We start from the raw sequence: 12,170 nt of genomic DNA, 5'->3' as shown, positions 1-12,170 counted from the left end.
ACGACAGCCAGATGCGCTATTTTACGTTGTCTTCCGCCTGTGGTTTCGTGATCACGACGCGGCGGGCATCACGCGCGACGATCCGCATGGGCAAGTGCTCGGTTTCGAGCTTGCCGAACGTGTCCGGATCGACCAGCGCGAGCGCTTTCGGATCGGCGCGCCAGCGAGCGTAGAAGTCGTCGAGCGTGGGCAGCCATTTCTGCGGTTCCTGCTTCACGCCGAATTCCAGTTCGTCCGGGTGCTGCACCATGATCATCGTGCGACCGAGGTAGTACGGCAGGGTGTGATCGAGCACATTGACGGAATAAAACGGCACGTTCGGCCCGAGACGCTGCATCTCGGCCTTGATGGCCGGCACAAGCAATACGCCCGAGCTTTGGCGCCCGAACACTTCGTGCCCCATGCCGCCGACGCTCACGAGCAACAGCATGCCGCCGGCAAAGGTGAGCAGGGCGCGCCGGGCACTATGTCGCGCCAGTCGCCATGCCACGAGCGTGCCGGCCAGGCCGAGGCCGATCGCGACATACAGCCAGATCTGGAACGCCTTGTACAGCTCGTTTGGATTGCGCACGCTCCCGGGGCGCCCCGCGAAGATGGCCACCATCACGAGCGCGGCAATCAGCAGGATCGCGTAACCGGCCAGGTGCAGGCGCACGGTGTCGCGCCGCAATTGCGCCAGATACAGGCCGAAGAGCAGCGCCATGGCCGGCGCGATGGGCAGCAGATACGAGATCAGCTTCGAGTGCGAGGCGCTGAAAAACACGAAGATGAACGCCGACCATACCCACAGCATCAGCGCGGGGGCGAAGCCGTTGGGCTGGCGGGGCATGCGCAGCGTGGCGCGTACGGTGCCCGGCAGGACCGACAGCCAGGGCAGGAAGCCGACGAGGAACACGGGCACGAAATACCACGGCGCGCCATCTCGGTTATGGCCCTCCATCGCGAAGCGTCGGAAGTGCTCGTTGATGAAGAAGAAGTCGAAGAATTCGGGGTTGCGCATTTGCACCAGCACGAACCACGGGGCCGCCAGCGCGAAAAAAACGATCAGGCCGCTGCCCAGGTACAGGCGTCGCCACAAGGCCCAGTCCCGTGCAATGAGCGTATAGAGCACGAGCACGGCGCCCGGCAGCACGATGCCGACGAGCCCCTTGCTCAGCACGGCGAGCGCCATGGCCGCCCAGCACAGCCACATCCAGGCGCGCACGGCGGGGCGCGCAAGCCCCGGGCGCTGTGCCAGCAGCAGGGCGCACAGCGAGAGTCCCATGAAAAACGACAGGCCCATGTCCAGCACGTTGAAGTGCCCGAGCAACGACCACAGTGGCGCGCTGGCGAGTGCGACGGCCGCGAACAGACCCACGCGGGCATTGAACACGCGCCGGCCGGTAAAACCGACCATCAGCACGCCCGCGAACCCCGTGAGCGCGGTCCACAGCCGGGCTTGCCATTCCCCAAGCCCGAATGCCGCGAACGTGAGCGCATTCATCCACGTTTGCAGCGGCGGCTTCTCGAAATACTTGTAGCCGTTATAGCGGGGCGTGATCCAGTCGCCCGTGATCCACATCTCGCGCGCCATTTCCGCGTAACGGCCTTCGTCGCTCGCGATCAGGTGGCGGTAGTCGAGCACGCCGAACCACACGAGCGCGAACGCCACGAGCAGCAGCCAGAAGGCGGCCGGCGAGAGCGGGTAGGCCGCGGGCGGCGACGCGGGGGCGGGCAGGGGAGAGGACGCGAGGGGGGCAGCAGCCGACAGGCCGGAGGCGAGCGGGCGGCGGCTCACGCAGTCGCCTCGGTCTCGATGAGCAGGGCGAGCACGACGCGGCGCCCTTCGCTCATCAGGATGTTGTAGGTGCGGCAGGCGGCCTGGGTGTCCATGGAGTCGACGCCAACGCGCCGGCTGGTAAGCGACGTGGTCAGGCGCGGATGCGCGAAGCGCAGGCGCTCACCGCTGCCGAAGATCACGACTTCGGGGTCGAGGGCATGCAATTGGTCGAAATGGGCGGATTCGAGCGCGTCGAAGCGCGACACCGGCCAGGCCTGGATCTCGCCCTCGGGCGCAATGATCACGCTGTGCTCGTGACGAATCTTGTTGACCTCGACATAGCCCCGGCCGTAGCCGGTGACCGTGTTCAATGCTTGCGACGGGTCTTGATGCAGTTTCACTTTAGAAAGATTCCCTGCCCAGGGCTTGCCCGGGGGTGGATGCACGTCGGCAGATCGTTCAACGGGCGGGCATCTTGCCTCGCATGGCGCAAACCGTCAATGATGCATTGCCGAACTCTGTCATAATTGGCTAAATTATAGCTTTTTGCCGTACGCAGCACGGCAAAACCGTTGCAGTGCGGCATTTGCCACGCCTAAACCGGGGAAATGCGGTGCCCTGTGCGCTTCGCGTACATCGCCGTTCGACCGCCGGTGCGTCGTGCGTGCCGCCTGCCTGCCGGCTCGCCCGGACCCCTGCGCCGCCCGCCAAGACCACAATCGCCGTGAAACCGATCCTCAAATCGCTGAAATTGCAGAATGTCTGCTACGACATTCGTGGACCCGTGCTCGAACATGCCAAGCGCATGGAAGAAGAGGGGCATCGCGTCATCAAACTGAACATCGGCAATCTGGCGCCGTTCGGTTTCGAGCCGCCCGACGAGATCGTGCAGGACATGATCCGAAATCTGCCGAATTCGGCCGGTTATTCGGACTCGCGGGGCGTGTTCGCGGCGCGCAAGGCGATCATGCACTACTGCCAGCAAAAGCGCATCAAGGACGTCCAGCTCGACGACATCTACCTCGGCAACGGGGCCTCCGAGCTGATCGTGATGGCCATGCAGGCGCTGCTCAACGATGGCGACGAGGTGCTGGTGCCCGCGCCCGACTACCCGCTCTGGACGGCAGCCGTCAGCCTGTCGGGCGGCACGCCGGTGCATTACGTCTGCGACGAGCAGGCGGACTGGCAGCCGGATCTCGCCGACATCCGCAAGAAGATCACGCCGAATACGCGTGCGATCGTCATCATCAACCCGAACAACCCGACCGGCGCGCTGTACTCGGACGAACTGCTCAAAGACATCGTCGAGCTCGCGCGTGAGCACAAGCTCATCATTTATGCCGACGAGATCTACGACAAGATCGTCTACGACGGCGCGGAGCATACCTCGATCGGTTCACTGTCCGAGGACGTGCTCACCATCACGTTCAACGGTCTGTCCAAAAGCTATCGCGCGTGCGGTTACCGCGCGGGCTGGATGGTCGTGTCGGGTGACAAGCGTCCGGCGAGCGACTACATCGAAGGGCTGAACATCCTGGCCTCGATGCGCCTGTGCCCGAACGTGCCGGGCCAGTACGCCATTCAGACGGCGCTCGGCGGCTACCAGAGCATCAAGGACCTGATCGTGCCGGGCGGACGCCTGTACGAGCAGCGCGAGATCGCGCACCGCATGCTCACCGACATTCCCGGCGTGACCTGCGTGAAGCCGAAGGCCGCGCTGTACCTGTTCCCGCGTCTCGATCCGGCGATGTATCCCATCGCCAACGATCAGGACTTCATTCTCCAGTTGCTGCTTGAAGAGAAGGTCCTGCTGGTGCAGGGCAGCGGCTTCAACTGGATGCATCCCGACCATTTCCGCGTAGTGTTCCTGCCTCACGAGGGCGACCTGGAAGACGCCATCAGTCGCATTGCCCGCTTCCTTGACGGTTATCGCCGTCGCCACGGCAAGTGATGCGCGCCACCCGATTTCGACTTTTGAGTAAAACCGCATGAAACCGATCAAAGTGGGCCTGCTCGGCCTTGGCACGGTAGGCTACGGCGCCTTCCAGGTACTGGCTCGCAACCAGGAAGAAATTCAACGTCGCGCCGGCCGGGGGATCGAGATTACGAAGGTCGCAGTGCGCAATGTCGACCGCGCCCGAGGCCTCGTGGGCAGCGCCGCTGTCGTGACGGGCGATCCGTTCGACGTGGTCAACGACCCGGACATCGATGTCGTGGTCGAGACCATCGGCGGCTACGACCTCACGAAGGAACTGGTCCTCAAGGCGATCGAGAACGGCAAGCACGTGGTCACGGCCAACAAGGCGCTGCTGGCCCTGTACGGTAACGAGATTTTCGCCGCCGCGCGCAAGGCCAACGTGATGGTCGCCTTCGAAGCAGCCGTCGCTGGGGGCATTCCCATCATCAAGGCGCTGCGCGAGGGCCTGACCGCCAACCGCATCGAGTGGATCGCCGGCATCATCAACGGCACCACGAACTTCATTCTTTCGGAGATGCGCGACAAGGGCATCGACTTCGACGTGGCCCTTGCCGACGCGCAGCGTCTGGGCTACGCGGAAGCCGATCCGACGTTCGACATCGAAGGCGTTGACGCCGCGCACAAGCTCACGCTCATGAGCGCCATCGCGTTCGGCGTGCCGGTGCAGTTCGAGCGTGCCTATGTCGAAGGCATCACCAAGCTCTCGGCGCTGGACATCAAGTATGCGGAAGAGTTTGGTTACCGCATCAAGCTGCTGGGCATCACGCGTCGCACCGAGGCCGGCATCGAACTGCGCGTGCATCCGACGCTGATTCCGGCCAAGCGCCTCATCGCCAACGTGGAAGGCGCCATGAACGCCGTGCTGGTGCAGGGCGACGCCGTGGGCGCCACGCTCTATTACGGCAAGGGCGCGGGCGCCGAGCCGACCGCCTCGGCCGTGGTCGCCGATATCGTCGACGTGACGCGTCTGCAAACGGCGGATCCGGAGCATCGCGTGCCGCATCTGGCGTTCCAGCACGACGCGCTGTCGAACACGCCGGTGCTGCCCATCGACGAGGTGACGACCAGCTACTACCTGCGTCTGCGCGTGCTCGATCGTGCGGGCGTGATGGCGGCGCTCACGCGCATCCTCGCCGATCTCGATATCTCCATCGACGCGCTGCTGCAGAAGGAATCGCGCGAAGGTGAGCATCAGACCGACATCATCATCCTGACGCACCAGACCCAGGAGAAGCACATCAATACGGCCATTGCGAAGATCGAGGCGATGGAGACGGTGCTCTCGAAGGTCACGCGCATCCGCATGGAGGCGCTGAGCTGAGCGCCGGCCCATACGAACCGATACGACAGGACACGACCCACATGAAATACATCTCCACGCGCGGCGCGGGCCTGACCTCGGGCGAGCCGCAATCGTTCTCCAGCATTTTGCTTGGCGGCCTGGCGCCGGATGGCGGCCTGTACCTGCCAACGCAATACCCGCAGGTGACGGCCGACGAGCTGCGCGCCTGGCGCCAGTTGTCGTACGCCGAGCTGGCCGCGAAGGTGCTGGCCAAATTCGCGGGCGACATTCCGGCCGAGATCCTGGCCGACCTGACGGCGCGCACGTACACCGCCGAGGTGTACCGCAATGTGCGTCCGGGCGAAGACGCGGCCGACATCACGCCGCTGCTGCCGCTGGGGGTCGAAGGGGGCACGCAGCTCTCGCTGCTGGCGCTCTCGAACGGCCCGACGTTGGCGTTCAAGGACATGGCCATGCAGTTGCTGGGCAATCTGTTTGAGTATGCTCTGGCGCAGCATGGCGATGCACTCAACATTCTCGGCGCGACGTCCGGCGACACCGGCAGCGCGGCCGAGTATGCCATGCGCGGCAAGGAAGGCATTCGCGTCTTCATGCTCTCGCCGGCCGGCAAGATGAGTGCGTTCCAGACGGCCCAGATGTACAGCCTGCAGGATCCGAACATCTTCAATCTTGCCGTCGAAGGGGTGTTCGACGACGCGCAGGACATCGTCAAGGCGGTGTCGAACGATCACGCCTACAAGGCGCGCTACAAGATCGGCACGGTCAATTCGATCAACTGGGCGCGTGTCGTGGCGCAGGTCGTGTACTACTTCAAGGGCTACTTTGCCGCGACGGGCGGTAAGTCGGGCCAGGATGGCGAGGTGTCGTTCACGGTACCGTCGGGCAACTTCGGTAACGTTTGCGCCGGCCATATCGCCCGCATGATGGGCCTGCCGATCCGCAAGCTGGTCGTGGCCACGAACGAAAACGACGTGCTCGACGAGTTCTTCCGCACCGGCCACTACCGCGTGCGCAAGTCCGCCGAGACGTTCCACACCAGCAGCCCGAGCATGGATATCTCGAAGGCGTCGAACTTCGAGCGTTTCCTGTTCGATCTGCTCGGTCGCGACGCGAAGGCGACTGCCGAGCTGCTCTCGAAAGTCGAGCGCGAAGGCGGCTTCGACCTGTCGGGCACCGAAGCCTTCGCCCGCGTGGCACAGTTCGGTTTCGTCTCGGGGCGCAGCACGCATGCCGATCGCTTGGCGACGATCCAGGACGTCGCCAAGCGTTACGACGTGGTGATCGACACCCACACGGCCGACGGTGTGAAGGTCGCGCGCGAAGCGCTCGAACCCGGCGTGCCGATGGTGGTGCTCGAGACCGCCCAGCCCGCGAAGTTCGCCGAGACGATTCGCGAGGCGTTGCATCGCGAGCCGCCGCGCCCGGCCGGCTTCGAGCAGCTCGAATCGCTGCCGCAGCGCTTCGAGACGGTGCCGAACGACGTCGCGAGCGTGAAGGCCTATATCGCCGAGCACACCGGCCTGTAAGGCGGCGCTCGCCCTGTCCTCCTGATGTCTCCCTTGACTTGCGCGCCTTCACCATGCTGAGTACACAAGACGCCCTGAATGCCGTGCTGGCAGCAGCCCGACCGCTGGATCGGCAGGAGACGGTCGACACGCTTGCGGCCAACGCTCGCGTGCTGGCCGCCGACGTGATCGCCACGCTAGACGTGCCGCCGATGGATACGAGTGCCATGGACGGCTACGCCGTGCGGGTCGCGGACCTGATCGGGGACGAGACCGTGCTGCCGGTCTCGCAGCGCATTGCGGCGGGGCACGCCCCTGAACCGCTCGCCGGCGGCACGGCGGCGCGCATCTTCACGGGCGCGCCGGTGCCGCCGGGTGCCGACGCCGTCGTCATGCAGGAGCAGTGCGAAGCGCGTGAGGACGGGACCATCGTGATTCGCCATAGGCCGGCGGTCGAGGAGTTCATCAACCGCCAAGGGTCGGATATTCGCCGTGACAGCGTCGTGCTCGCCGCCGGAACCCGGCTGAGGGCCCCGGCGCTGGGGCTCGCGGCGTCCGTAGGCATGGCGAAGCTGCAAGTCGCGCGTCGCTTGCGTGTGGCCGTTTTCTTCACCGGTGACGAGCTGACCATGCCTGGCGAGGCGCTGCGTGCAGGCAGCATCTACAATTCGAACCGCTTCGTGCTGCGCGGGCTCCTGGAGAATCTGGGCTGCGAGATGACCGATTACGGCATCGTGCCCGACAATCTGGCCGCCACGCGCGCGATTCTGCGCGATGCGGCGCGCGGCAACGACCTGATCATCACGTCCGGCGGCGTGTCGGTGGGCGAGGAGGATCATGTCAAACCCGCCGTGCAAGCCGAAGGCCGCCTCAATCTGTGGCAGATCGCGCTCAAGCCGGGTAAGCCGCTCGCATATGGCGAGGTCAATCGGGCTGGCGGAGAGACGGCGCATTTCATCGGCCTGCCCGGCAATCCGGTGTCCAGCTTCGTGACGTTCCTGCTGTTCGTGCGCCCGTTCATTCTGCGTTTGCAGGGGGCTACGGCGGTGACGCCGCGTCGCATTCCCATGCGCGCGGACTTCACGCAGACGAAGGCGGACCGTCGCAATGAATTCGTGCGCGCCCGCATCAACGAGCAGGGTGGCCTCGACGCGTTTCCCAACCAGAGCTCGGCGGTGCTGACGTCGACCGTGTGGGGCGACGGCCTCATCGACAATCCGCCGGGGCATCGCATCGAAGCCGGCCAGACGGTGGCGTTCCTGCCGTTCTCCGACCTCCTATATTGAGAGACAGGTGCGTCGCCGATGCGGCGCGCCAGCCAGACTATGCAGATCGAACTTCGCTTTTTCGCCAGCGTCCGCGAGGCGCTCAATGTCGCTGAGGAGCGTGTGGATGTTCCCGCCGGGATTGCCACGGTGGGCGACGTGCGTCAGTGGCTGTGCGGCCGTGGACCGGTGTGGGCCGAGACGCTCGGCGCGCAGCGCGCGCTGCGCATGGCGCTCGACCATACGATGGTGCCGGCGGCCACGCGCCTGACCGACGGCTGTGAAGTCGCGTTCTTCCCGCCCGTGACGGGCGGTTGAGCCACATGTCGTCGCCAGCGTAGCGATTCACGGGACAGGAGATACCACCAGCATGCCGATTCGTGTACAGACCGAGGATTTCGACCTGTCGGAGGAGATTCGACGGCTGCGCGCCGATGATCTGCGCGTGGGGGCCGTGGCGAGCTTCGTGGGCACGGTGCGCGATTTGAACGACGGCAACGACGTTTCGCGCATGACGCTCGAGCACTACCCTGGCATGACTGAGAAGGCGCTCGCGGCGATCGTCGAGCAGGCGTGCGCGCGTTGGCGCTTGTTCGACGCGCTGGTGATTCACCGCTACGGCGAACTGGGCCCCGGCGATCAGATTGTGCTGGTGGCCGTCACGTCCGCCCATCGGGGGGATGCGTTTGCTGCCTGCGAGTTCATCATGGACTATCTGAAGACCGAGGCACCCTTCTGGAAGAAGGAAGCGACGCCGCAGGGCGAGCGCTGGGTCGACGCACGCGAGACGGACACGGCAGCGCGCGAGCGCTGGGCCACCGGCGATGCGTCTGGGACGTCTGGCAAGTGCTGACTACCGCTTTTATTATTCAATAACATTGGCGAATATTTTGCATTTTCGCCGATCGTGTCATTCATGAGGCCGTGCAGGTCTTGCCTGCTTCACGCTGTCCAGTAGCGCCCGTTGCGCCGGGGGCAGCGTGTATTCCCATCCGAACAAATTCAACTGAAGACTTTCCGCGATCCGGATGGCCGGTTCCGCGAAGGCGAACGCGGCCTGCGGTTCGAAGAGCCTGTCCAGCGTATCGAAGAAGAGGGCGAGCCAGCGGCTGAAATGCTCGCCGCTCAGGTGGCCGAACGGCTGATGCGCCTGCGTCACATTGCCGCGGTAGCGTTTGGCGCCAAGCACGATGCTGGACCAGAAAGCCACCATTTTTTCCAGATGCATATCCCAGCGGCCTTCGAGCGCCTGCCGGAACACCGGGCCGAGCATCTCGTCGTCGCGGATGCGCCCGTAGAAGGTGTTCACGAGCAGTCGCACGGCGTCTTCGTCGATCTCGGCAAGGCGCGTTGCGGGCCACGGATCCGGCGGCTGGCGGGAGGTTTGTGCTGACATTGCGAGTGGCACCCGGGCGGGCGCGCCGGCACTTCTCGACGTTCTGCCGTCGGCGCGACGCGTGGTGCGGGAGGCTGAAAATCGCTATTATGAGCTTCAACGCCGGGCGTGTCCTGCGGTCGTTTCACGCCCCTCCGTATGGCGCCATCTCGCCCGCTGCCGGCGCAGGTGCCGACCCGTTCCGGCCTCGCACGACAATGTCAATCGTCGCGCTGCCATGCCCCTTGAAACCGCAGGGGCTTGTCCGCACATCCGATCCAGAGAGATTTCTTACCGGAGCCCTAGATGCGACAAGACAAATTCACCACGCAGTTCCTGGAAGCGCTGGCTGATGCCCAAAGCATGGCAGTCGGTCGCGACCAGCAATACATCGAGCCGCTGCATCTTCTCGCAGCGCTGCTTGCTCAACCCGAGGGCGCCGCGCGCTCGTTGCTGCAGCGTGCCGGTGTGCAGGTGCAGCCGCTCGCGCACGACATCGAGACGGCCCTCGCGAAGCTGCCGCAAGTTCAAGGCACCGACGGCAACGTCCAGGTCGGCCGCGAACTCGCGGGCCTGCTCAATCAGGCCGACAAGGAAGCACAGAAGCATGGCGACAGCTATATCGCCAGCGAAATGTTTCTGCTCGCGCTGGCCGACGACAAGGGCGAAACGGGCAAGCTGGCGCGGGCGCGTGGCCTGACGCGCAAGTCGCTCGAAGCCGCCATCGAAGGCGTGCGCGGCGGGCAATCCGTCAACAGCCAGGATGCCGAGAATCAGCGCGAAGCCCTCAAGAAGTACACGCTGGATCTGACCGAGCGCGCGTCGCTTGGCAAGCTTGATCCGGTGATCGGCCGCGACGACGAAATTCGTCGCACGATCCAGATTCTGCAACGCCGCACGAAGAACAACCCGGTGCTCATCGGTGAGCCGGGGGTGGGCAAGACGGCCATCGTGGAAGGACTTGCGCAGCGCATCGTCAATGGCGAGGTGCCGGAGTCGCTCAAGAACAAGCGCGTGCTTGCCCTGGACATGGCGGGGCTGCTCGCCGGCGCGAAATTCCGTGGCGAATTCGAAGAGCGACTGAAGAGCGTGCTGAGCGACATCGCCAAGGATGAAGGGCGCACGATCCTGTTCATCGACGAAATTCATACGATGGTCGGGGCGGGCAAGGCCGAGGGCGCCATGGACGCGGGCAACATGCTCAAGCCGGCGCTCGCGCGCGGTGAATTGCATTGCATCGGCGCGACCACGCTCGACGAATACCGCAAGTACATCGAGAAGGACGCCGCGCTGGAGCGTCGTTTCCAGAAGGTGCTCGTCGACGAGCCGAGTGTCGAGGCAACGATCGCGATTCTGCGTGGCCTGCAGGAGAAATACGAGCTGCACCACGGGGTGGAGATCACCGACCCGGCCATCGTGGCGGCGGCGGAACTCAGCCAGCGCTACATCACCGACCGGTTCCTGCCGGACAAGGCCATCGACTTGATCGACGAGGCCGCGTCGAAGATCAAGATGGAAATCGACTCGAAGCCGGAAGTGATGGACAAGCTCGACCGTCGCTTGATCCAGTTGAAGATCGAGCGCGAAGCCGTCAAGAAGGAAACCGACGAAGCCTCGCAAAAGCGCCTGGCGCTGATCGAGGAAGAGATCTCGCGCCTGGAGCGCGAGTACGCCGACCTCGAAGAAGTGTGGACCGCGGAGAAGGCGGCGGTACAGGGCAGCGCCCAGGTCAAGGAAGAGATCGAGCGCGTGCGTGCCGACATTACGAAGCTGCAACGCGAAGGCAAGCTCGACAAGGTGGCTGAACTGCAATATGGCAAGCTGCCGCAGCTCGAAGCCCGGTTGAAGGACGCCGACGCGGCGGAAGCGGCGGGCCAGCAGTCGCATCCACGCCTGTTGCGCACGCAGGTGGGCACCGAAGAGATTGCTGAAGTGGTCTCGCGGGCGACCGGCATCCCGGTCTCGAAGATGATGCAGGGCGAGCGCGAAAAGCTGCTCCACATGGAAGACAAGCTGCACGAGCGCGTGATCGGGCAGGACGAGGCGATTACGGCCGTGGCCGACGCCATCCGGCGTTCGCGTGCCGGGCTGTCGGATCCGAACCGTCCGTATGGTTCGTTCCTGTTCCTCGGGCCGACCGGTGTGGGCAAGACCGAGCTGTGCAAGGCGCTGGCGATGTTCCTGTTCGATGCCGAGGATCACCTCATCCGCATCGACATGAGCGAGTTCATGGAGAAGCACAGCGTCGCTCGGCTGATTGGCGCGCCTCCGGGCTATGTCGGTTATGAAGAGGGCGGCTACCTGACGGAAGCCGTGCGTCGCAAGCCGTACAGCGTGATCCTGCTCGACGAAGTCGAAAAGGCGCACCCGGATGTGTTCAATGTGCTGCTGCAAGTGCTCGACGACGGGCGCATGACCGATGGCCAGGGCCGTACGGTGGACTTCAAGAACACGGTGATCGTGATGACGTCGAATCTCGGATCGTCGATGATTCAGTCGATGGTCGGCGAGCCGCAGGACCGCATCAAGGACGCCGTGTGGGTGGAAATCAAGGATCACTTCCGTCCGGAGTTCCTGAACCGCATCGACGAAGTCGTGGTGTTTCACGGTCTCGACCAGAAGCACATCGAGTCGATTGCCACGATCCAGATCGAGATCCTGCGTCAACGTCTGGCCAAGCTTGAAATGACGCTCGACGTGACCAAGGCAGCACTCACGCATGTGGCGCGCGAGGGCTTCGACCCGGTGTTCGGTGCGCGGCCGCTCAAGCGGGCGATCCAGCAGGAGATCGAGAACCCGATCGCCAAGCTGGTGCTGGCGGGCAAGTTCGGGCCGAAGGACACCATCCCGGTCGACTGGCGCAACGGGCGATTCACGTTCGAGGGCGACGCCGCCCGGCCGGTGACCGAGGCGACCGAAGCGACGCCACCGGCCGCCGAGTAAGCGCGAACGCGGTTCCCGCGCATTGCATGGGCCGCATGATCC

Annotated in this window: 10 protein-coding genes; 7 read left to right on the top strand and 3 right to left on the bottom strand. The window is 64.5% G+C overall.

Translation table 11 applies throughout. From position 1 onward, the window contains the following. Window positions 1–16 precede the first annotated feature (16 nt). Window positions 17–1,777: a glycosyltransferase family 39 protein gene (locus PCE31107_RS18750; protein ID WP_150610213.1), complete on the bottom strand. Its 1,761-nt coding sequence runs from the start codon at window positions 1,775–1,777 to the stop codon at window positions 17–19. Beyond that, window positions 1,774–2,160 carry an Mth938-like domain-containing protein gene (locus PCE31107_RS18745; RefSeq protein ID WP_130027810.1) on the bottom strand — a complete coding sequence of 129 codons (387 nt, stop codon included), beginning with the start codon at window positions 2,158–2,160 and terminating at the stop codon, window positions 1,774–1,776. Before PCE31107_RS18745 ends, PCE31107_RS18750 begins: the two co-directional genes overlap by 4 nt. Window positions 2,161–2,483: 323 nt before the next feature. Between PCE31107_RS18745 and PCE31107_RS18740 the strand changes: the two genes are divergently transcribed. Genes PCE31107_RS18740 through moaE form a run of 6 tightly spaced genes read left to right on the top strand, consistent with a single transcriptional unit; the run spans window position 2,484 to window position 8,663 of the window. Further along, on the top strand, window positions 2,484–3,710 hold the full coding sequence (locus tag PCE31107_RS18740) for a pyridoxal phosphate-dependent aminotransferase (RefSeq protein WP_165385270.1): 1,227 nt from the start codon (window positions 2,484–2,486) through the stop codon (window positions 3,708–3,710). A gap of 37 nt (window positions 3,711–3,747) precedes the next feature. Next, on the top strand, window positions 3,748–5,058 hold the full coding sequence (locus PCE31107_RS18735; RefSeq protein WP_130025773.1) for a homoserine dehydrogenase: 1,311 nt from the start codon (window positions 3,748–3,750) through the stop codon (window positions 5,056–5,058). Between the two features lie 41 nt (window positions 5,059–5,099). Then, window positions 5,100–6,566, top strand: a complete 1,467-nt coding sequence (gene thrC / locus PCE31107_RS18730; protein WP_130025774.1) for a threonine synthase — start codon at window positions 5,100–5,102, stop codon at window positions 6,564–6,566. A gap of 53 nt (window positions 6,567–6,619) precedes the next feature. Beyond that, window positions 6,620–7,831, top strand: a complete 1,212-nt coding sequence (locus tag PCE31107_RS18725; RefSeq protein ID WP_150610211.1) for a molybdopterin molybdotransferase MoeA — start codon at window positions 6,620–6,622, stop codon at window positions 7,829–7,831. A gap of 39 nt (window positions 7,832–7,870) precedes the next feature. Continuing rightward, window positions 7,871–8,128, top strand: coding sequence for a molybdopterin converting factor subunit 1 (moaD, locus tag PCE31107_RS18720; RefSeq protein WP_017232267.1), 258 nt, complete (start codon window positions 7,871–7,873; stop codon window positions 8,126–8,128). 52 nt (window positions 8,129–8,180) lie between these two features. After that, the gene (gene moaE, locus PCE31107_RS18715) at window positions 8,181–8,663 is read left to right on the top strand and encodes a molybdopterin synthase catalytic subunit MoaE (protein ID WP_150610209.1); all 483 of its coding nucleotides are present in this window, start codon (window positions 8,181–8,183) and stop codon (window positions 8,661–8,663) included. Window positions 8,664–8,720: 57 nt separating this feature from the next. Here the strand turns inward: moaE and PCE31107_RS18710 are convergent, their stop codons facing one another. After that, window positions 8,721–9,119: a group III truncated hemoglobin gene (locus PCE31107_RS18710; protein ID WP_246181881.1), complete on the bottom strand. Its 399-nt coding sequence runs from the start codon at window positions 9,117–9,119 to the stop codon at window positions 8,721–8,723. A gap of 372 nt (window positions 9,120–9,491) precedes the next feature. Here PCE31107_RS18710 and clpB point away from each other — a divergent pair, with 372 nt between their 5' ends. Next, the gene (gene clpB / locus PCE31107_RS18705) at window positions 9,492–12,128 is read left to right on the top strand and encodes an ATP-dependent chaperone ClpB (protein ID WP_150610207.1); all 2,637 of its coding nucleotides are present in this window, start codon (window positions 9,492–9,494) and stop codon (window positions 12,126–12,128) included. Window positions 12,129–12,170: the final 42 nt, after the last annotated feature.

The sequence above is a fragment of the Pandoraea cepalis genome (assembly GCF_902459625.1).
GTDB classification, from domain to species: domain Bacteria; phylum Pseudomonadota; class Gammaproteobacteria; order Burkholderiales; family Burkholderiaceae; genus Pandoraea; species Pandoraea cepalis.
The sequence above is the reverse complement of the archived record's forward strand: the minus strand, read 5'-3'. Positions and strand labels throughout refer to the sequence as shown.